Source organism: Paenibacillus sp. sgz302148 (assembly GCF_056120465.1).
In genome coordinates, this window is record NZ_JBVYOJ010000004.1 from 1 (window position 1) to 19,975 (window position 19,975).

Annotated in this window: 19 protein-coding genes, 1 pseudogene and 1 other annotated feature; of the genes and pseudogenes, 7 read left to right on the top strand and 13 right to left on the bottom strand. The window is 53.1% G+C overall.

What is annotated here, in order from left to right:
- A pseudogene (locus AC0LWM_RS07135) lies at positions 1-578 on the bottom strand (hypothetical protein); the annotation flags it as partial.
- 101 nt (positions 579-679) lie between these two features.
- Complete coding sequence (locus AC0LWM_RS07140) at positions 680-1,288, bottom strand: ribonuclease HII (RefSeq protein ID WP_474674223.1); 609 nt, start codon at positions 1,286-1,288, stop codon at positions 680-682.
- A gap of 142 nt (positions 1,289-1,430) precedes the next feature.
- On the opposite strand from AC0LWM_RS07140, the gene AC0LWM_RS07145 reads away from it, so the two are divergent.
- The 4 genes from AC0LWM_RS07145 to AC0LWM_RS07160 all read left to right on the top strand — a co-directional run bounded on the left by AC0LWM_RS07145 (position 1,431) and on the right by AC0LWM_RS07160 (position 5,543).
- Complete coding sequence (locus tag AC0LWM_RS07145) at positions 1,431-2,318, top strand: sigma-70 family RNA polymerase sigma factor (protein WP_474674224.1); 888 nt, start codon at positions 1,431-1,433, stop codon at positions 2,316-2,318.
- Positions 2,319-2,399: 81 nt separating this feature from the next.
- A complete protein-coding gene (locus AC0LWM_RS07150; protein WP_474674225.1) occupies positions 2,400-2,855 on the top strand; it encodes a carboxymuconolactone decarboxylase family protein in 456 nt (151 codons plus the stop codon).
- A gap of 42 nt (positions 2,856-2,897) precedes the next feature.
- Positions 2,898-3,148, top strand: a binding site (T-box leader).
- Between the two features lie 113 nt (positions 3,149-3,261).
- Entirely contained in the window at positions 3,262-4,587 is a 1,326-nt protein-coding gene (hisD, locus tag AC0LWM_RS07155; RefSeq protein WP_474674226.1) for a histidinol dehydrogenase, read from the top strand.
- Positions 4,588-4,787: 200 nt separating this feature from the next.
- Positions 4,788-5,543, top strand: a complete 756-nt coding sequence (locus tag AC0LWM_RS07160; RefSeq protein WP_474674227.1) for a 2-phosphosulfolactate phosphatase — start codon at positions 4,788-4,790, stop codon at positions 5,541-5,543.
- Between the two features lie 540 nt (positions 5,544-6,083).
- Here AC0LWM_RS07160 and ylqF read toward each other — a convergent pair.
- The 3 genes from ylqF to rplS all read right to left on the bottom strand — a co-directional run bounded on the left by ylqF (position 6,084) and on the right by rplS (position 8,061).
- Positions 6,084-6,944 (bottom strand): ribosome biogenesis GTPase YlqF, encoded by an 861-nt coding sequence (gene ylqF / locus AC0LWM_RS07165; RefSeq protein ID WP_474674228.1) that lies wholly within the window; start codon positions 6,942-6,944, stop codon positions 6,084-6,086.
- Between the two features lie 35 nt (positions 6,945-6,979).
- Positions 6,980-7,609 (bottom strand): signal peptidase I, encoded by a 630-nt coding sequence (lepB, locus tag AC0LWM_RS07170; protein ID WP_474674537.1) that lies wholly within the window; start codon positions 7,607-7,609, stop codon positions 6,980-6,982.
- Positions 7,610-7,719: 110 nt separating this feature from the next.
- Entirely contained in the window at positions 7,720-8,061 is a 342-nt protein-coding gene (gene rplS / locus AC0LWM_RS07175) for a 50S ribosomal protein L19 (protein WP_474674229.1), read from the bottom strand.
- Positions 8,062-8,330: 269 nt separating this feature from the next.
- On the opposite strand from rplS, the gene AC0LWM_RS07180 reads away from it, so the two are divergent.
- From AC0LWM_RS07180 to AC0LWM_RS07190, 3 genes are read left to right on the top strand one after another with little or no spacing between them, the layout of a single operon-like run.
- Positions 8,331-9,125, top strand: a complete 795-nt coding sequence (locus AC0LWM_RS07180; protein ID WP_474674230.1) for a transporter substrate-binding domain-containing protein — start codon at positions 8,331-8,333, stop codon at positions 9,123-9,125.
- Positions 9,126-9,145: 20 nt separating this feature from the next.
- Positions 9,146-9,796: an amino acid ABC transporter permease gene (locus AC0LWM_RS07185; RefSeq protein ID WP_474674231.1), complete on the top strand. Its 651-nt coding sequence runs from the start codon at positions 9,146-9,148 to the stop codon at positions 9,794-9,796.
- On the top strand, positions 9,789-10,511 hold the full coding sequence (locus AC0LWM_RS07190) for an amino acid ABC transporter ATP-binding protein (RefSeq protein WP_474674232.1): 723 nt from the start codon (positions 9,789-9,791) through the stop codon (positions 10,509-10,511). The genes AC0LWM_RS07185 and AC0LWM_RS07190 overlap by 8 nt, the downstream gene beginning before the upstream one ends.
- Positions 10,512-10,993: 482 nt before the next feature.
- Here the strand turns inward: AC0LWM_RS07190 and trmD are convergent, their stop codons facing one another.
- From trmD to smc, 8 genes are all read right to left on the bottom strand, one after another.
- Positions 10,994-12,016, bottom strand: a complete 1,023-nt coding sequence (gene trmD / locus AC0LWM_RS07195) for a tRNA (guanosine(37)-N1)-methyltransferase TrmD (protein ID WP_474674233.1) — start codon at positions 12,014-12,016, stop codon at positions 10,994-10,996.
- Between the two features lie 2 nt (positions 12,017-12,018).
- Positions 12,019-12,537, bottom strand: a complete 519-nt coding sequence (gene rimM / locus AC0LWM_RS07200) for a ribosome maturation factor RimM (RefSeq protein WP_474674234.1) — start codon at positions 12,535-12,537, stop codon at positions 12,019-12,021.
- Positions 12,538-12,651: 114 nt separating this feature from the next.
- Entirely contained in the window at positions 12,652-12,882 is a 231-nt protein-coding gene (locus AC0LWM_RS07205) for a KH domain-containing protein (protein ID WP_474674235.1), read from the bottom strand.
- A gap of 29 nt (positions 12,883-12,911) precedes the next feature.
- On the bottom strand, positions 12,912-13,184 hold the full coding sequence (rpsP, locus tag AC0LWM_RS07210; protein ID WP_474674236.1) for a 30S ribosomal protein S16: 273 nt from the start codon (positions 13,182-13,184) through the stop codon (positions 12,912-12,914).
- A 158-nt stretch (positions 13,185-13,342) separates the two neighbouring features.
- On the bottom strand, positions 13,343-14,719 hold the full coding sequence (ffh, locus tag AC0LWM_RS07215; RefSeq protein WP_474674237.1) for a signal recognition particle protein: 1,377 nt from the start codon (positions 14,717-14,719) through the stop codon (positions 13,343-13,345).
- Positions 14,720-14,748: 29 nt separating this feature from the next.
- Entirely contained in the window at positions 14,749-15,099 is a 351-nt protein-coding gene (locus tag AC0LWM_RS07220; RefSeq protein WP_474674238.1) for a putative DNA-binding protein, read from the bottom strand.
- 126 nt (positions 15,100-15,225) lie between these two features.
- A complete protein-coding gene (gene ftsY / locus AC0LWM_RS07225; protein ID WP_474674239.1) occupies positions 15,226-16,230 on the bottom strand; it encodes a signal recognition particle-docking protein FtsY in 1,005 nt (334 codons plus the stop codon).
- 62 nt (positions 16,231-16,292) lie between these two features.
- A complete protein-coding gene (smc, locus tag AC0LWM_RS07230; protein ID WP_474674240.1) occupies positions 16,293-19,865 on the bottom strand; it encodes a chromosome segregation protein SMC in 3,573 nt (1,190 codons plus the stop codon).
- Between the last annotated feature and the right edge of the window lie 110 nt (positions 19,866-19,975).

Below are 19,975 nucleotides of genomic sequence, written 5' to 3' on the forward strand. Positions count from 1 at the left end.
CGCACCTGCGCCTCCAGCTGCCGCAGCTGCTCGTGCAGCGGCTTGCCGAACGCCGCCTGATGCAAGGCGCCGACGGTGGCCGGCGTTACCGGCAGGCCCCGCTTAAAAGCAAGCACCGCCGACTGCAGCCACTCCTCGCGGTCGACTTGCGAAGGGATCGCCGCCGCGGCTTCCTTCAATGCGTTCGCGTTCTCTTTCGTTACCGCGACGCCGTCCCGGTTCATTTGCTGGACGAGCATCCGGTTGTTTTTGTCGTCGGAGAGCCCGACGTTTCGCAGCAGGTCCGTTAACGATTCCTCGGCGATCTGCACATGCGGAGCGGAACCAAGCGGTTTCAGCACGATCGGCCCGTCCGCCGATTCCGGCTGTACCTGCAGCATCGTCGCTTGCCCTTGCTTCATCGGCGATTCCAGCCTCGCGCGAACTTGCATGCCGTTGATGTTGATCATCGCGTCATGCTCGTCCAGCATTTGCAGCAGGACGCCGCGAACCACCTGACCGATTTTCAGCTCCAGCTGCTTCGATTCGCTCACCTGCGCATCGCCGATGATGCTGCGCAGCATTGCGCCAATATTCATCACGGTTCCCCTTCCTATCCGTTTCCTATGACAACCTACTCCGTATATCGGACAAACGCCGCCGGATCATGAATTCCGACAATGGCTGCTCGCCGCCCCAATCAGAACAGCTGTTGCTGCACAGCCATGATTTTGCCGATAAAAGATCGCCGGTGCATCGGCGTCGCCCCGAACTCGAGGAGCCGCTCGCGATGCAGCTTGGTCGCATAACCTTTATGTATGCCGATCCCGTATTCCGGAAATTGCAAATCCCATTGCAAGCACAGCCTGTCCCGTGTGACCTTCGCGACGATCGAGGCCGCTGCGATCGATTGGCTGAGCGCGTCGCCGTGGATGATCGCGAGCTGCGGCGTATCCGCTTCGACCCGTTCTGCGTCAACGAGCAAATAGTCCGGTTTGACGTCCATCGACTCCAGCGCTTTTTTCATCGCCAGTCGGGATGCCTGCTTGATGTTGATCCGGTCGATAATGTCCGCCTCCACTCGTCCGACCCCAACCGCAATCGCCTTTTCCAGGATAATATCGTACAGTTCCTCGCGTTTTTTTTCGCTTAGCTTCTTCGAATCGTTAATTCCTTCAACGACAAGCCCTTCCGGCATAATGACGGCCGCCGCAACGACGTCCCCGAACAAGCAGCCCCGTCCGACTTCGTCAACGCCCGCGATATATGTAAATGACTTCGCCCATAAATCGTATTCATATTCCAGCATGAACTTCCCTCCCTACTCTATTGTAAAGGGTTGTCGAATTTTCGCCAACTCGAATCGAAAAATGTTCATCCGGACCCCACTTGCCGATTCATGAGTTACCTCCTACAATAGGCTTATCCTTATTCGAACGGAAGTGGACAAAATGGATCTGGAATCGTTGTACGAGCGATATTACAAGAAGTTGTTCGGCATCGCCTACCGGATGCTGGGCACCGTTACCGACGCGGAAGACCTTGTGCAGGACCTGTTTGTCGCATTAAAAAAGGTCGACTTCGGGTCGATCGACAACGCTGAAGCCTATTTGACCAAAATGATGACGAACCGGTGCCTGAATTTTCTCGGCTCGGCTGTCCGCCGGAGAGAGCTGTATACCGGTCCTTGGCTGCCGGAACCGTTATTCGGGCTAGCGGAATCTCCGGCCGAAACGATCGAACGAACCGAAACCGTATCCTACGCATTTATGGTTATGCTTGAACTTCTGACTCCGGTCGAACGGGCGGTATTCGTCTTGCGCGAAGCGTTCGGCTACGATTATGCGGATATTGCCGCCATCTTGGAGAAGTCCGAAGCGAATTGCCGCAAAATCATGAGCCGAGCCAAATCCAAACTACCTTCCGGCGTTATGCCGTCCATAAGCGAGCCCGACATCGTAACATCGCAGATGTCCGACATGGTTTCTGCGTTTATGGTCGCCGCGACGACGGGAAGCTTCGCGAACTTGCTCGGGCTGCTGACCGACGATGCGCAGCTGATCAGCGACGGCGGAGGCAAAGCCCGTGCGGCGCTGCGTCCGATATACGGGAAAGGCCGTGTCCAAGCCTTCCTGGAAGGCATTTCGTCCAAAGGCTCGCTCGGCAGCCTGCTCCGCATTTCAATGAACGGTCAAGAGGCCATCGCGATCGTGCAGGACGGACGTCCGACGAAGGTCATCGGCTTCGGGTACGATGTGCAAGCCCGCGCGTTCAGCCGTGTTTTTCTCATATCCAACCCCGATAAGCTGCATCATTTGCCGTTTTTCACAACACGATGAAAAGCATGTCACAAATCATTTCGCTGTTTTGTCTTACTTGTATAGCAAAGCAAATCACTTCATTTACGAGGAGAGAAACCGATGAAAACAAGAATGAACTACCGTACCGCCAATCCTGCCGCATTTCAAGCGATGCTGAAGCTGGAGCAATTCGGAAGCGTGAGCGGGATCGAAGCGAGCCTGAAGGAACTGATCAAAATCCGGGTTTCGCAAATAAACGGCTGCTCCTTCTGCCTGGATATGCACACTGCGGATTCGCGCAAGCAAGGCGAGACCGAGCAGCGCATTTATGTGCTCCCTGCCTGGCGCGAGGCTACTTTTTATACCGATCGGGAACGCGCGGCGCTTGCTTTGGCCGAAGCCGTTACGCTCGTCGCGGATCAAGGCGTCTCGCAACAGGTTTACGATCAGGCGATGAGCCAATTTACGGAAGCGGAGTACGTCGCATTAATCATGCTGATCAATACGATCAACAGCTGGAACCGTCTTGCGATCTCGACCGGCATGTTCCCGGGATGTTTTGACGAAACGAATTGACAGAAAACAAAAATCAAGTATAATATGTAACAATCTCATGATCAATTGGCAATGAAAGGGAGAGTACGCAGATCGGAAGTTGCAGAGAGCCGATGGTTGGTGCGAATCGGTACGGATGACATGCGGAAACACCCCCTGGAGCTGCGGCCCGAACATGATCCTTCAGTAGGCGCCGCCGGTATCTTCCTCCGTTATTCGGGAAGCGGGATTGTTAGATCCCTGTAGAGCGGTCGCGCTTCGAACGGAATGCGCGGCAAATTGGGTGGCACCGCGAGTAACCTCTCGTCCCTTTGTGGACGAGAGGTTTTTTGGCGTTGATGCGCTCCTCTGCTCGCTTGCCGATCTGCCGCCCCCCTTCTTGAGCATAACGGATCTTTTCTTTATACGACGAGGAGGCTTGTGTACGATGAAAATTTACCGATTAAGCGACTTGACGATGGAGCAACGAGAGCATTTCCGGCAGCGGTCCGCCAAGCAGTCGATGAACGAATCGATGTTTGAATCCGTTCGCGCTTTATTCGAACAGGTGAGGTTACACGGCGATGAAGCCGTGCTTGCGGCAACCGCGCAGTACGACGGCGTCCATTTGGAACGAAGCCAACTGCTCGTCGAGGCGGAAGAAATGAACCTTGCCTGGCGCCAACTGCCGGAGCAGCTTAAGCGCAGCCTGGAGCAAGCGATCGACAACCACCGGGCCTATAATGAAAAAATAAAGCCTCCCGCGCTCCGGATGCATGCGCTTCAACCCGGGGTCCTCGCCGGTCGCCGTGCGGTTCCGCTGGATCAGGTCGCATTGTATGTGCCGTCCGGCAAAGGCTCGTATCCGTCCACCTTCGTGACGCTTGCCGTCCCGGCTCTCGTCGCCGGCGTTCGCAACCTCAGCGTCATCGTCCCGCCCGGACCCGATGGCCGCGTCGACCCGGCTATTCTGGCAGCCGCCCAGATGCTCGGCATCGCGAATATTTACCGCGCGAACGGCGTAGCCGCAACGGCCGCCGTCACCTATGGCACGGCAACCTTTCCGCGCGTCGATCAAATCGTCGGCCCCGGCAGTCCCTTCATAATGGCGGCCCAGATGTTGGCGCAGCTGCATGGCGTAGCGGCGAAACCTTATTTCGGCCCTTCTGAATGCATGATTATCGCCGACGATAGCGCCGACCCGGAGCTCGCCGCAGCCGATTTAATCAATGAAGCGGAACACGGGATGGAAAGCTCGGCCATATTGATTACTGATAGTATGTCTTTCGCCGTCCGAACGGCCGAATGCATTCGCATGCAGCTTCCGCTGCTGCCGGAACGCCGCAGACAATTCGCCGAATCGGCGCTGGGCGTATATGGCGGCATCATCGTGGTCGACCGGTTGGACGAAGCGGTCGAACTCGCTAACGCATGGGGCAACGAGCATATTCAAGTAGCGACCGCCGACCCGTGGCCCGTCGCCGAACGAATCACAAGCGCAGCGGAGCTGCTGATCGGCCAACATACAACGTTTTCCGCCATCAGCTATGCCATCGGCGTCCCGGCATGTTTGCCGACCGGGGCGTTTACGCGAATCCACTCCGGCGTTACCGTCGATACGTTCTTGCGGTATAGCGCCGTAGCCGAACTCACCTCGCAAGGCTTGGCTCAGCTTGCGGAAACGATTGTGCATATGGCCGATCACGAGGGCTTCCCGGCACATCGCCGCTCGATCGACCTGCGTATCAGTAAAGGCTCGATTGCCATGCCGTAGAGCGCGCTTGCCGGAACCCGAACTTTTTTCCGATGCCATTATCCGCAAATCCAATATCAGGTCGCTCGTGAAAAGCATTATCGACATGCTTTTTTACCGATTTAGGTCACGAAGAAAGGAAACGACCTCCGACGAATAGAATCTATCCATCGATATAGCTATCTTCGATTCTGCTACAAACGCCAATAAGGAGGTGCCGCATGTTTGATCAATCGCCATACGCATGCCGCGTCGAGTGGGGGCAACGCGGTGCGAGGGAAGCCGCGGAGCGGGGAGATATTACGATCATCGTAGATGTGTTAAGCTTTTCTTCAACCGTTGTCACAGCTTTAAGCTTCGGGGCGATCGCTTATCCATTTCCGCCTCCGATCAACGACACAGCGAGAGCTTATGCCCTTCGTATCGGCGCGGAACTTGCTTTAGGCCGAGCGGAGGCGGCGAAATCCGGAGGACATTCGCTTTCCCCTGTGTCTTTTACTCCCGATGATAACGGCAAAAGTTTTGTACTGTGCTCCTTAAACGGCGCAGCCTGCTCCTGGATTGCTTCCAAAGTGCCGTCCCTACTTGTCGGGAGCTTCTTGAACGCGACGGCCACAGCTCGAGCCGCCAACCGAATCCAAGACGAAACCGGCGCCAATATCACCGTAGTTCCTTGCGGAGAACAATGGTCGAACGCTCTGGACAACGAAAATCGTTTGCGCCCCGGGATCGAGGACTATTTGGCCGCAGGCCTTATATTGTCCAGGCTGAATGGCGCCAAATCGCCGGAAGCCATAGTATGTATCGGCGCTTACGAATCGTGCAAAACCGATTTGCATGACCTGGTTTGGGACTGCGGAAGCGGACGCGAATTACGGGAACTAGCCTACGAGCAGGATGTACGGCATTGCATTCAGCTCGATGCTTTGGACCTAGTCCCTGTTTTGCAAAACAACCGATTCGTTCGCTTCTCCTAAGATAGAATGCCTTGTTCACGGTAGAAAGACTAATGCACGAAATTGTCCATTCAAATGTGGACACTGGCAGGTACGTTTCGATTCCGTTCGATAGTCCATACAGAACAATCACCGATTTTCGAGGCAGTTGTATCCCTATGATGGACAAATGCATGAAAATGTCCATTCAAATGTGGACACTGGCAGTACGTTTCGATTCCGTCCGACTGTCCGCGCCGTGTGAACAAATCGCCAATTATTGATGCAATTGTATCCCTATGATGGACAATTCGTTTGCATCTGCACCTCCTCCTTGTGTCCACCTTTCAAAAGACATTTACAATAATATGTCCACTCATCATGGACAAAAAGATATGCACTTGATCTCATTTTTCAATTACTTTGGTTATGCCGATTAGCTTCGGGTCGATGCCTCTTCTATGTAGATTTCATTCTGCGGAAAAACTTATGCATTAAATTCAATTTTGGTAACAAAAAAGCCTGGCAATCGCCAGGCTTTCACATTATTTATACAACTCAGGCGCCTATTTCAACCGCTTCTTACGGCAGCTCAAGCGTTACACGCCCGATTTTGCCTGCACGCAGCTCGCGAAGCAGCAATCCCGACGCTTTGTCCAGATCGATTCTTCCTCCGCTGACGACGCAGCCCCGCTTCCGGCCGATCTCTTCCATCACTTGTACGATTTCATTGATATCGGTCAAATCGTTCGGCTCGTTTTCCAGTGCAAAACGGTTCTGCAGCGCATCCCAATAATGCTCGCACAAATATTTCATCGCGTAGAAAGCAACCTCATCGACATGGAGCACATCTTCCTTAATGGCACCCGTAACGGCTAACCGGTAGCCCACGTCTTGATCCTCGAATTTAGGCCACAAAATTCCCGGCGTATCGAGCAGTTCCATTTCCGTGCCGACCTTGATCCATTGCTGTCCCTTCGTGACGCCCGGCTTGTCGCCTGTCGCCGCGATGCTTTTGCCGGCCAGCTTGTTGATCAGCGTGGACTTGCCGACATTCGGTATGCCCACGATCGATGCGCGGATCGCCCGCGGGTTGATGCCTTTGCGCAGCTGAGCTTCGATTTTGGCCTGCATCAGCTGCTTGGCGCGAACCGGAATTTCATTCACCTTCGTCCCCGAGGAAGCATCGATCGGCAGTGCGGTCAACCCTTCTTCGGCAAAAAATTGCAGCCACCGCTCCGTTGCCCGCGGATCGGCTAAATCTGCTTTGTTCAGCAGAACGAGCCGTGGCTTGCCTTTCAAAATCTCGTCAATCATCGGATTGCGGCTCGATAGCGGGATACGGGCATCCAGCAGCTCGATCACAAGGTCGATCAGCTTCAGCTTCTCCTCGATTTCTCTGCGAGCCCGTGTCATATGTCCGGGAAACCACTGAATTGTCATGCCGCTCACCTACTTTCGTCAATTTCATATTAGGATTAATGTTTCACAAAACGCAAATCTTGAATCGGCCAAAATACAAAATCTGCTCGGCCGACGATTTGATCCATCGGGATAAAGCCGAGATATCGGCTGTCTTTGCTGTTCGGCCGGTTATCTCCAAGTACGAATACTTTGCCTTCCGGCACTTTTGTTTCTTGGACGATATCGTTCGGGAACGAAAAATCCCCGCCGGTTCCGTTATAGGTTCCGCCGTTCGCGGCCGCTTCTTCTTCCACGCCTTTAATATAGCTTTCCTCAATCAATTTATCATTGACATATACGTTGTCGCCTTCGACCTTAACCGTTTCCCCAGGCAGCGCGATCACGCGTTTGATCAAATCGCGTTCCTCCTCGGGAACGTGAAATACGATGACCTCGCCGTGCTCAGGTTTGCGGATGTCGTATATGATTTTGTTCACGATTAGCCGTTCCCCGTTCTGGAAATTGGGGTGCATCGATTCCCCGTCGACGATGTAGGGGGTAAAAATAAACCAGCGAATGATAAACACCAGCACAGCCGCAATGGCCAGCGCTTTGATCCATTCCCACGCTTCTTTTTTAGCCGATTTGACGTGGGCCGAGGCAGCACTCGGTTCGGTTTGTTTGTGTTCCTGTTCCTGTTCCATCGACATCCATTGAACCTTCCTTCCTGAATCTCTACTATGTAAGAGATGAAAGAACCTAATATTGTTAAACGAAAAGGGGACTTGTATCCAACCAAGCCCCCTCTTGTTTATTAACGGATTTCTTTAATTCTTGCTGCCTTACCGCGAAGTTCACGAAGATAGTAGAGCTTCGCACGGCGAACTTTACCACGGCGAGCCACTTCGATCTTATCGATTTTCGGCGAATGAAGCGGGAACGTTCTCTCAACGCCTACGCCGTAAGAAATTTTTCTTACCGTAAACGTTTCGCTGATACCGCCGCCGCGGCGTTTAATGACAACACCTTCGAACAGCTGAATCCGCTCGCGAGATCCCTCGATAACTTTAACGTATACCTTCAGCGTGTCGCCTGGGCGAAAGCTTGGGATATCTTTGCGAAGTTGTTCCTGAGTAATCGCTTGAATGATATTCATATATGACTCCCTCCTTCCACAACAGGTGTTCGTACCGCTCTGACGAGCTTATTGCCCGTGCATCATCGCAAATAGAGGACCACCGTATTCGAACAAAACTGCAACAGAATTTATTCTACCATACAAATTCATGAAATTCAACGTTTGATATTGAACTTTTTGTTCAGAGCATTATAATAATGTAGTGCTTATTGTATCCTATAGATCCAATAAAGATGTGTTTCAAGCGGTTAGTATCCATATTTTATGACATCAAAGGTGGGAACACAATGAAAATGAAGAAAATGGTCGTATTCCTGGCAATTATGCTGCTCGCGGCACTTGCCGCAGGATGCGGAGGATCGTCGGACAAGCTTGCCGCGATCAAGGAAAAAGGAAAAATAACTCTCGGAACAAGCGCGGATTTCCCTCCTTTCGAGTTCCATCTGCCCGTGAACGGCAAAGATGAAGTCGTTGGCCTGGATATCGCTATCGCGAAAGAAGTAGCCAAGGAGCTCGGCGTGGAGCTGGAAATCAAAGACATGGATTTCGACAGCGTGCTGCTCGCTCTTGCATCCGGCAAAGTCGATTTTGCGATGTCGGGATTAAGCGTCACCGACGAACGCAAGCAAAGCGTCGATTTTACGAAAGATTATTATCAATCCGAGCAAGCGATCGTCGTCCGCGCGAACGATAAAGCCAATTATAAAACTTTGGCCGATTTTAAAGGCAAAACGATCGGTGCCCAGCTTGGTTCCGTACAAGAGGAAGTTGCCCATACGCAGCTGGCCGACGCAAAAACCGATACGCTGCCAAAAATCCCGGACCTGATTTTGAAGCTGAAAAGCGGCAAAGCAGACGGCGTAGTGCTTGATCTGCCGGTTGCCGAAGCGTTTGTTTCCAAAAACAGCGACCTGGTTATCGCCGACGCGAAACCGGACAACCAAGGCGGTTTTGCCGCTGCGGTGAAAAAAGGCGATGCCAAGCTGCTAACGGCGATCGATAACGTGCTGGACAAGCTTGCCAAAGAAAACAAGCTTGACGAGTTCAAAAAAGAAGCCGCCGAGCAAATGCTGCAGCAATAAGTTAACGGGAGGAACAGCGATTGGATTTTTCGTTTTGGAACAAATATTCCGACTTTTTCATTGAAGGCGTCAAGCTGACGATTCTGCTGTCGCTCGGAACGATCATCCTGAGCGTTGTTTGCGGCGTTCTGCTGGCGCTGATGAAGAGGTCAAGAATTGCGCCGCTCCGCTGGTTGGCCTCCTCTTATATCGAGATCATCCGCGGCACGCCGATTTTGCTGCAGGTTTACATTATCTTTTTCGGCTTGCCGTATTTGAATATTAACTTGCCGGATTACGTTTCCGGCGTTATGGCGCTGACGATTAACAGCTCGGCCTACGTCGCCGAAATATTCCGGGCCGGCATTCAAGCGGTCGACAAAGGGCAGATGGAAGCCGCTCGGTCACTTGGCATGCCGCAGCGATTAGCAATGACACATATCATATTGCCCCAGGCGGTACGTAAAATTTTGCCCGCGCTCGGCAATGAATTTGTCGTCGTTATCAAGGAATCCTCGATCGTTTCCGTCGTTGGGCTGCACGAGCTGATGTTCGGCACGAAAAACGTCGTAGCGGGCATTTATCGGCCGTTTGAGCCGCTTCTTATCGCGGCTGTGATGTATTTTGTCCTTACGTTTACGCTGACGAAGCTGCTCGGCGTTGCCGAAAGGAGGATGAGCTCCGGTGATTGAGGTACGTGGACTAAACAAATCGTTCGGCAAGCTCCATGTGTTGAAAGACGTTGGGATTCAAATTGAGCGCGGCGAGGTTGTTGTCGTGATCGGTCCGAGCGGCTCGGGCAAAAGCACCTTCTTGCGCTGCCTGAACCTGCTGGAACAGCCGACATCGGGAGAGGTACTCATTGAAGGCGAAGCCATAACAAGCAAAAAAACCGACGTCAACAAGCTGCGTCAGAAGATGGGCATGGTGTTTCAACAGTTCAATCTGTTTCCGCACCTTACCGTGCTGGACAACATTACGATTGCGCCTCGGAAGCTGAAAGGCAAAACAAAAGAGGAAGCGGAAGCAACGGCTCGCAAGCTGCTTGCGAGAGTCGGCTTGGCCGATAAAGCGTCAAACTACCCCGGACAGCTGTCAGGGGGACAAAAGCAGCGGATCGCGATTGCCCGCGCCCTTGCGATGGAGCCTGACGTCATGCTGTTCGACGAGCCGACGTCGGCGCTTGATCCGGAGATGGTCGGCGAAGTGCTCGACGTCATGAAACAGCTTGCCGGCGAAGGCATGACCATGGTCGTCGTCACGCATGAAATGGGCTTTGCCCGAGAAGTCGGCAGCCGTATCGTCTTTATGGACGGAGGCTCCATCGTGGAGCAAGGCGATCCGGCTCAATTGTTCGGCAATCCGCAGCATCCGCGGACCAAAGATTTTCTGAGCAAGGTATTGTAACATATCCAAGCGGCCTTTATTACGTTAAAAAGGATTCCTGCGTCTCTTGATTCCTTTTTAGCGTGAGGGGTCGCTTTTTTATGCAGGTTAGTTCGTTGACCAATTTGTTGATTTGTGGTCTGTTAGAGTAGCTTAGCCATTCAGCGGACAATGATGAAATGAGACGGGTTATTGCCTAAACATAAACGTGAACGTTCATAACTGCAAAACTACATTTATAAAATTGACTTTACCTCAAATAGTCGAAATAAATGTGATAATACATTTATTCTCCTCGATCCGGAACGCAAAAAGGAAATTCCCTGTAAATAGATGTACTTTTGCAGGCTTTCGTTCTTCTTATCATTCCCATCAGTAAATAACTGCATTTTATCATTTACTGGATTTTCCATTTGCTGTTTTCAACCCATATACAGTTGTCACATTAATAAAAGGACCTCATATCCCGCCAACATAGGGGAAACGAGGTCCTTCGCGTATATTTATTGTCCGCCGCCGTTTTTTATTTCCTCCAACCACTTTTTGTCCTTGGCGGTCAACGGCATATCATTCAGCAGATCGGGACGGCGTTCCCACGTCCTGCGCAAAGCTTGCTTGCGGCGCCATTCTTCGATCTTCACATGGTGGCCGGATAACAGTACCTCAGGGACCTCCCAATCCCGGAATACAGGGGGACGCGTATAATGCGGATGCTCAAGAAGCCCCGTGCTGAACGAATCCGTGATCGCCGACGTTTCGTTGCCGAGTACGCCTGGCAATAGCCGAACGACGCTATCGATAACGACCATCGCCGGCAGCTCGCCGCCGGTCAGCACGTAATCGCCGATCGACAGCTCGTCCGTCACCAAATATTGGCGAATCCGCTCGTCATAACCTTCGTAATGACCGCAAATAAAGACGAGATGCTCTTCCCGAGACAGCTCCTCCGCTTTACTCTGGGTAAATGTTTCTCCCTGCGGGCACATCAAAATAACGCGTGGCTTCTTTATCCGAACATGAACAGGCTGTTCGTGTTCTAGTGCGTGCTGCCGCTCAACATCCTGAACAAGCTGCTCATCGGCAGTCAGCGCATGCTGATCCCTATCTCTCGGCATGTGCTCCTTAGCATCATCTGCTTCTTGTCGCACGGCTCCCTGCGCAAGCGCCCGCGCCGAATCCGAAGTCACCGCCCCCTTGGAAACCTCGGCATCGAGCCACCCGATTTCCTGCCCTTGCTCCTGCCTAGCATCATGCGAATGTTGCAAAACTGCATCCCGCGAAAGATGATGTTCCGCGTCTTGCACGAGCTGCTCCACTGCGGCAAAAATCGGCTCCGGCTTCAATACCATGCCGCCGCCTCCGCCATAAGGATAATCGTCGACCGTATTGTGCTTGTTGTTGGCATAATCGCGAAAATTAACCGTATGTAACGAGACGATGCCTTTTTCCTTCGCTTTGCCCAAAATGCTGGCCCCGAATACGCCCTCGAACATTTCCGGAAACAACGTCAATACATCGATGCGCATCGTTACAGGAGCCCTTCCATGAGATGAACGAGCACCTTTTTGTTCGAAACATCGACGTCCAGCACAACTTCATCGATCACGGGAATGAGGAGCTGCTTGCCGTTCGGGCGGGTAATCGTCCATACGTGGTTGGCTCCCGGCGTTAAAATTTCCGTAATGGTGCCGAGCTCCTCGCCTTCCTCGGTTACGACCGTACAACCTACGATTTCATGGTAGTAATATTCGCCCTCGTCCAGCTTGGCCAAATCGCGTTCGGATACTTTCAGCATCCAGCCTTTATACGGTTCGACCTGGTTGATGTCCGCATATTGCTTGAACTTGACGATGAACACGTTCTTATGCTCCCTGGCCGACTCCACTTCGACAGGAACCGTCGTTTTCAAGTCCGGTGACTGCATGATCAGCTTGCTTTTGGGTTTGAATCGAATATCCGGAAAATCCGTCTGCGAAAGTATTTTAAGCTCGCCCCGAAGGCCGTGCGTATTGACGATTTTTCCAACCGAATATAAAAGTTCGGACATGACGCCCTCCTAATCAAGACAAATACAATATATAAAATCGTTCTGTTACAAGCATGTACGAAAAAAGGCTAGGAAATTCATCCTAACCTAATCTCTTCATTCTGTTAAGAATCGTTATGAAACGATTTCCACGGTAACCCGTTTAGTTTCTTTCACTGCTGCTGATGTGACGACCGTGCGCAGCGCTTTGGCGATACGCCCCTGTTTGCCGATCACTTTGCCGACATCGTCGGGGTGAACGGATAATTCGTAAACAATGGCGCTATCGCTTTCCACAGCCAGAACGCGCACGTCTTCCGGATGATCGACTAAAGCTTTGGCGATAACCGTTACTAACTCCTTCATCTCGGACCCTCCGCACAACAGTTTACATCTTACTTCTGTTGCTTCAGCTCGTGGAATTTCGTCATAATTCCAGCTTTGCTGAACAGGTTACGAACCGTATCGGACGCTTGCGCCCCGGTTTGCAGCCATTTCAACGCTTTTTCTTCGTCAAGCGAAACTTGAGCCGGTTGAGCTACCGGATTGTAAGTTCCGATTTCTTCAATAAAACGTCCATCGCGCGGGGAACGGGAATCCGAAACAACGACGCGGTAGAACGGAGCTTTATGAGCACCCATGCGTTTCAAACGAATACGTACTGCCATGAAGTTCACCTCCTTTAAAAAATATGAAAAGCTTCTATTCGAAGCCTTCTCCACGAAGAATGACCCTGCGTAAGAGGAAGCTTTTCATGCCAATAAGAATTTCGGTTCCCGTAAAGCTCGGAAACTATAAATTCTTATGTGGTAAACATGCTTTTCAATTACCCGAACGGGAACTTGAAGCCTTTGCCGACTTTATTCTTCAGGCTCTTCATCATTTTGTTGCCTTTAGGCCCCATCATCGACGACAGCTGTTTCATCATTTTGCGCATATCCTCGAATTGCTTGATCAGTCGGTTTACGTCGGCGATCGACGTGCCCGATCCGGCGGCAATCCGTTTTTTGCGGCTGATGTTGATGATTTCCGGCTTTTGCTTTTCTTCCTTGGTCATCGATTTGACGATCGCTTCGACGCGGCCCATCTGCTTCGGATCGATCTTCGCATCCTTCAGCCCTTTCATGTTGCCCATGCCGGGCATCATGTCCAGCAGCTGATCGATCGGCCCCATCTTCTTGATTTGTTCCATCTGATCAAGGAAATCCTCGAACGTAAATTCGGCGTTGCGCATTTTGCGTTCCATCTCGGCCGCTTTTTCCGCGTCGATGTTCGCTTGCGCCTTCTCGATCAGCGACAGCATGTCGCCCATGCCGAGAATCCGCGACGCCATCCGCTCCGGATGGAACGGCTCCAGCGCCGAGTCCATCTTCTCGCCCATGCCGGCGAACTTGATCGGACAGCCGGTTACTGCCCGTACCGACAAGGCGGCGCCGCCGCGCGTATCGCTGTCCAGCTTCGTCAGCACGACGCCGGTCAGCGTCAGCTGCTGGTTGAAGCTTTCGGCCACGTTCACGGCCTCTTGCCCCGTCATGGCGTCTACGACGAGCAGCACTTCATCGGGACTTGCGAGCTTGTGGATTTCTTTAAGCTCTTCCATCATCGTCTCGTCGATATGCAGGCGTCCCGCCGTATCGATAATGACGTAGTCATTGTTATGCTCTTTCGCATGCTGGAGACCCGCTCTCGCAATTTCAACCGGGCTCACCTGGTCGCCCATCGCAAAAACCGGCACCTTGATCTGCTCACCGAGCACCTGCAGCTGTTTGATCGCCGCAGGACGGTAAATATCGCCTGCAATAAGCAGCGGACGGTTATTTTGCTTCAGGAGCAGCTTCGCCAGCTTGCCGCTTGCCGTCGTTTTGCCGGCGCCTTGCAAACCAACCATCATAATGACCGTCGGCGGTTTGTTCGCCTTCGCCAGCTTGCTTTGCGTGCCGCCCATCAGAGCGGTTAACTCTTTGTTTACGATATCGATGACGACCATGCCCGGCGTGAAGCTCTTCATCACTTCTTGCCCGACGGCGCGTTCCTTCACCTTGGCGATGAAATCTTTGACGACTTTGAAGTTAACGTCCGCTTCCAGCAAAGCCAGGCGCACCTCGCGCATCGCTTCGTTAACGTCATCCTCGCTGACCTTGCCTTTGCCTCTCAGCTTATTGAATACGCTTTGCAGTCTGCCTGATAATCCTTCGAAGGCCATGCCCGCTTCACCTCCAGATCGATCGTACGTTAATCGATGTCAAGCAGCATCCGAATCGTAACCTTCAACTCTTCCGCTTGCTTGCTTTCTATATGTTGAATCTGATCGTTTAATTCTCGTATCAACTGCGTCCGCCGCTCATGCTTGCCAAGCAGCTGCAGCTTCTGTTCGTAATCCTCCAGTACATGCTCGGCCCGCTTCACATGCTCGTACACGGCCTGTCGGCTAATGTCGAACTCAGCGGCAATTTCGCCAAGCGAGAAATCCTCATGAAAATAATGCCGGAGCACCGTACGTTGTTTCTCTGTCAGCAGCGGTTCATAAAAGTCGAACAGCAGATTAATTCGGTTCGTCTTCTCAAGCACGTTGTCTTCCGCCATAAGTGCGCTCCCTTCTGTCAAGGAAAAACACTTTACACAATTCAACCTTCATCATCATACTGAAAATAAAAAGAGATGTCAAGCATTTGTACTTGTCATCTCTTCGATTCTTTCGACGCTATCGAATTACGATTCGGATTCGCCCGAAGCTTCCGTTTCTTCCTGGATCAAGCCGGCGAATAGCGCATGCACGAACTGTTCGGAGTCGAACTGCTGCAGGTCGCCCATCTTCTCGCCCAAGCCCACGAACTTCACAGGCAGGTTCAGCTCTTGGCGGATCGCGACGACGATACCGCCCTTCGCCGTGCCGTCGAGCTTCGTCAGAACGAGGCCGGTGACGCCGCTTTTTTCTCCGAACAGCTTCGCTTGGCTAAGCGCGTTTTGCCCGGTCGTTGCATCCAGCACTAGCAGCACCTCGTGAGGCGCCGTCGGAATTTCCCGCTGAATGACGCGGTAAATTTTGTTCAGCTCCTCCATCAGGTTCGTCTTGTTCTGCAACCGACCCGCCGTATCGCACAGCAGAATGTCCACACCGCGCTGCTTCGCCGCCTGTACCGCGTCGTACATGACCGCGGCAGGGTCCGAGCCGGCCTGCTGCTTGATCACGTCAACGCCGACGCGCTGCCCCCATACTTCGAGCTGCTCGATCGCCCCTGCCCGGAATGTGTCGCCCGCGGCGAGCAGCACCTTTTTCCCTTGCTGCTTGTAGCGGTGCGCCAGCTTGCCGATCGTCGTCGTTTTGCCGACGCCGTTGACGCCAACGAACAAATAGACCGTAATGCCGGATTCGGCGACTTTCATCGAATTGTCCTGATCGCCGCGCAGCAAGCCGACAAGCTTCTCCGACAGGATCGGCTGAAGCTCCGAGGCCTCCTCGATTCTGCGTTTGCGCACTTCGGTGCGAAGCTCGTCGATGAGCTTCAGCACCGTATTCACGCCAACGTCGGCGCCAATAAGGATTTCCTCCAGCTCCTCATAGAACTCCTCGTCGATTTTTTTGCGGCGCATGATCAAATCGCTTACTTTTTCGACCAAGGCGGTTCTCGTCTTGCTGAGACCGTCCTTGAAAATATTCGTGACCGCTTCGGTTTTGGCCGCGATGCTTTCTTTTAATTTTTTGAAAAAGCTCATAGTTTCCCTCCATCTATCAATTACGATCCAATAAGGATGATTGCTTTATTCGGCCTGGACGATCAAGCGGATACCGGCTCGTCGTCTTCGAGTCGGACGGATACGAGCTTGGACACGCCGCCTTCCTCCATCGTTACCCCATACAAGACGTCGGCCTCTTCCATCGTTCCTTTGCGGTGCGTAACGACGATAAACTGCGTCTGCTGCGAGAAATCGCGGAGATACTGGGCGAATCGGGAAACGTTCGCTTCGTCGAGCGCCGCTTCCACCTCGTCGAGCACGCAGAAAGGCACCGGCTTCACGAGCAAAATCGCGAACAACAGCGCAATGGCCGTCAAAGCCCGCTCTCCGCCGGATAGCAGCTGCAAGTTTTGCAGCTTCTTGCCTGGGGGCTGAGCGACGATATCTACACCGGATTCCAGGATGTTATCCGGCTCCGCGAGCACGAGATCGGCACGGCCGCCGCCGAACAACCTGGCGAATACGACGACAAAATGGCCGCGGATCGCCTCGAACGTCGTGCGGAACCGTTTCGACATTTCGTCGTCCATTTCCCGGATGACTTGGTACAGCGTCGTTTTCGCTTCGATAAGATCCTGCTTCTGCTCGCTTAGGAACGAATAACGCTCGCTCACGCGCTCATATTCTTCAATCGCTCCGAGGTTGACGATGCCGAGCGAAGCTATTTGCCGCTTCAGATCGCGCACGCTGTTCTGCGTGCCGAGAACATCCTCGGGAACCGGATAACGTTCCTTGGCCAGCTCGAAGCTCAAGTCGTATTCTTCGGCCAGCTTCTTCAGCAGGTTCTCGAGCTCGACGTCAAGCCGTCCGGCACTGACTTCGGCATGACGGAGCTTGTCTTCGACTTGGCGCAGTTCGGTCCGCTGCTCTTTCGTTTCGTTTTCACCCTGCTCCAGCTCACTCAGCCAATCGGCCCGCTCCGCACGCTTGAAGTCGATCTGTTCGGTATATTGCTGTCTCTTGATCCGGTAATGGTTCAGGTCCTCGATTTGTTTGACGCTTTCCTTCTCGTTCGTTTCCGCATCCGAATCGGCCTGCTTAAGCAAATGCTTCGTCCGTTCCAGCTCCTGCTCCTCATGACGAAGCTCTTCCTTGATCCGGGCGAGCTGCTCCGACAGCGATTGCTGCTCCTGGCTGAGAGCGGCGACCTTGACCTTCATGTCGGTCATTTGCGTCTGCAGCTCTTCCTTCGCCGACTCGTTCGCCTTCCGCGACAATTCCGCATCGCGAATCATCTGGTGCAGCCTCTGCTCGCTAGCTTGATGCTCGGCCAGCTTCGCCTCGGCTGCCGCTTTAGCACGCGCATGCTCGGCAATTTCCTGCTCATAGACGCCGCGATCTTGCGCGTACAACAGCAGCTGCTCCTCGGCATGGCGCATTTCGGTTTCGAGCTGGTTCAGCTCGGCCCGCAGTTGTTGCTCCTCAAGCCGCTTCTGCTCGCTCGATTCGCGAAGCTGCTCGATGGATTGGCCCGCTAACGACAAATCCTTCTTCAGATCGAACAGCTTATTGCGCAGCTCGGAAATTTGCTTCGTCGTCGTGGCGATTTCGTCCTCCAGCTGGTCGATCTGCCGTTGTCTGCCGAGCAGGCTCGCGCCTTTCTTCTGCACGCTGCCGCCCGTCATCGAACCGCCCGCGTTGACAACGTCGCCGTCGAGCGTAACGATCCGGAACCGGTATTGGCACTTCGCCGCAATCCGGTTCGCCTGCTCCAGCGTTTGCGCGATAACGACATTGCCGAGCAAGCTGTAGACGATCCCTTCGTAGGTCCGGTCGAACGAAACGAGCTCCGCACCGATGCCGACGAATCCTTCCGCGCTTGCGATCGACCGCTTGTCCGCGTCGCTGATGTATCGGCCTTTGATGACATCAAGCGGCAGGAACGTCGCCCGACCGAGCTGGCGTTTCTTCAGGAAGCCGATCGCTTCCCGGGCCGTCAGCTCGTTTTCCATGACGATATGCTGCAACGCCGCGCCAAGCGCCGTCTCCATCGCGGTTTCGAGCTCCTGAGGCACTTTGACCAGCTCGGCTACCGCACCGCGGACGCCTTTAAGCCCACCGTCCTTGCCGCGCGCCTTCAGCACTTCCTTGACCCCATGCATAAAGCCGTCATAGTCGTTCTGCATCTCCTGCATCGTGTCTTTGCGAGAAACGAGTGCATCCATCTTCTGCTCCCATTTGCGCAGCGTCTGCTGCACTTGATCGAGCATCGTTTGCGTATTCCGCTGCGTGTCGCCCAGCGCTATGTATTTGTTGCGCATCTCGCTTAGTTCGGCGGCGGTTGCGGAGATCGCGGCTTCGAGTTCCTTCTTGCGCTTCTCCACCGTATCCTTCTGCTCTGTCCATTTACCACCGTCTTCATTCAGACGCTCAACCCTGCGGCCGATCGTCTCCGTCTGCTGCTCCGCGTAGCGAATCTCGTTGCGGAACTGGGCCATCTCGTTCAGCATTTCCAGCAATTCGCCTTTGAGACGCTCCTCGGTTTCGCTGCTTGTCCCGCCCGCGACGCCAAGCAACCTTTCCTCTTCGGCATATAAGCTCGCCTTTAGCTTCGTCAGCTCCGCTTGGATGGCCTGATGTTTCGTCTCATACAGCAACTGCTCGCTGTGTTTGTCTGCGATCCGCTTCGTGGCCGTAGCGGCCGCAATCGTCAGCTGCTCCCGATTCTGCTTCAGGTTTTTGCTTCGTTCCTTCAGCAGTTCGCCATAGCCTTCGCACTTCTCCAGCTCTTCGATGACTTGCACCATAGCCGTTTGGAGCTGTTCCAGCTCATCCTCCAACCGCCGTGTCTCCAGCCGATGCTTCTCCAGCTCGGCGTCATGCTTGTTGACGACGGAAGCCAGCTTCATTTGCTCTGACCTGAGCGCGGTCAACTTTTCATTCGTTTCCGTCCACGAACGGTGAATTTGCTCGATCTGAAACACGTACATCGAGATTTCTTTGGATTTTAACGTATCTTTAAGTTCAATGAAATGCCTTGCTTTCCCCGACTGTTCCTTTAGCGGCTCGATCTGGTCCTCCAGCTCGCTGACCAAATCGTGAATGCGCAGCAAATTTTGTTCCGTTTCCTCAAGCTTGCGGCGCGCATCTTTCTTGCGCGATTTATATTTAACAATGCCGGAAGCCTCTTCGAATATTCCGCGGCGATCTTCCGATCTTGTGCTTAAAATCTCTTCAATTCTCCCCTGTCCAATGATGGAATACGCTTCTTTCCCGATGCCCGTATCCATGAACAATTCGGTAATGTCCTTAAGCCGGCAAGGCTGCTTATTGATCAAATAATCGCTGTCGCCGTTCCGGTGCACGCGGCGCGTAACCGTCACTTCGCTATAATCGAGTGATAGCGCTTGATCGGTATTGTCGAGCGTGAGCGACACTTCGCCGTAATTAACCGCTTTCCGCGCGTCGCTGCCCGCAAAAATAATATCTTCCATTTTGCCGCCGCGCAAGCTTTTCGCGCTCTGCTCGCCGAGCACCCAGCGGATGGCGTCGGAAATGTTGCTTTTTCCGCTGCCGTTCGGGCCAACGACGCCTGTAATGCCTTGCACGAATTCAAGCTCCGTTTTATCGGCAAACGATTTAAAGCCCGAAAGTTCTAGACGTTTCAAAAACATCCTTCTTCTTCACCTCATTGCCTATTGTACCATAAGTACGGTATTTTCACAGCGGACCGGGAAAAGTAGGTCTGCGGGTCGCGTGGGATTGGTTCCATGGACGGAAGGGC

Excerpts from the sequence above, each read along its gene's own strand:
- hisD (WP_474674226.1), top strand. The coding sequence starts at position 3,262 with ATGAAAATTTACCGATTAAGCGACTTGACGATGGAGCAACGAGAGCAT.
- AC0LWM_RS07160 (WP_474674227.1), top strand. The coding sequence starts at position 4,788 with ATGTTTGATCAATCGCCATACGCATGCCGCGTCGAGTGGGGGCAACGC.
- ylqF (WP_474674228.1), bottom strand. The coding sequence starts at position 6,944 with ATGACAATTCAGTGGTTTCCCGGACATATGACACGGGCTCGCAGAGAA.
- rpsP (WP_474674236.1), bottom strand. The coding sequence starts at position 13,184 with ATGGCAGTACGTATTCGTTTGAAACGCATGGGTGCTCATAAAGCTCCG.
- trmD (WP_474674233.1), bottom strand. The coding sequence starts at position 12,016 with ATGCGCATCGATGTATTGACGTTGTTTCCGGAAATGTTCGAGGGCGTA.
- ffh (WP_474674237.1), bottom strand. The coding sequence starts at position 14,719 with ATGGCCTTCGAAGGATTATCAGGCAGACTGCAAAGCGTATTCAATAAG.
- ftsY (WP_474674239.1), bottom strand. The coding sequence starts at position 16,230 with ATGAGCTTTTTCAAAAAATTAAAAGAAAGCATCGCGGCCAAAACCGAA.
- rimM (WP_474674234.1), bottom strand. The coding sequence starts at position 12,537 with ATGTCCGAACTTTTATATTCGGTTGGAAAAATCGTCAATACGCACGGC.
- AC0LWM_RS07180 (WP_474674230.1), top strand. The coding sequence starts at position 8,331 with ATGAAAATGAAGAAAATGGTCGTATTCCTGGCAATTATGCTGCTCGCG.
- AC0LWM_RS07205 (WP_474674235.1), bottom strand. The coding sequence starts at position 12,882 with ATGAAGGAGTTAGTAACGGTTATCGCCAAAGCTTTAGTCGATCATCCG.
- AC0LWM_RS07150 (WP_474674225.1), top strand. The coding sequence starts at position 2,400 with ATGAAAACAAGAATGAACTACCGTACCGCCAATCCTGCCGCATTTCAA.
- rplS (WP_474674229.1), bottom strand. The coding sequence starts at position 8,061 with ATGAATATCATTCAAGCGATTACTCAGGAACAACTTCGCAAAGATATC.
- lepB (WP_474674537.1), bottom strand. The coding sequence starts at position 7,609 with ATGGAACAGGAACAGGAACACAAACAAACCGAACCGAGTGCTGCCTCG.
- smc (WP_474674240.1), bottom strand. The coding sequence starts at position 19,865 with ATGTTTTTGAAACGTCTAGAACTTTCGGGCTTTAAATCGTTTGCCGAT.
- AC0LWM_RS07220 (WP_474674238.1), bottom strand. The coding sequence starts at position 15,099 with ATGGCGGAAGACAACGTGCTTGAGAAGACGAACCGAATTAATCTGCTG.
- AC0LWM_RS07145 (WP_474674224.1), top strand. The coding sequence starts at position 1,431 with ATGGATCTGGAATCGTTGTACGAGCGATATTACAAGAAGTTGTTCGGC.
- AC0LWM_RS07140 (WP_474674223.1), bottom strand. The coding sequence starts at position 1,288 with ATGCTGGAATATGAATACGATTTATGGGCGAAGTCATTTACATATATC.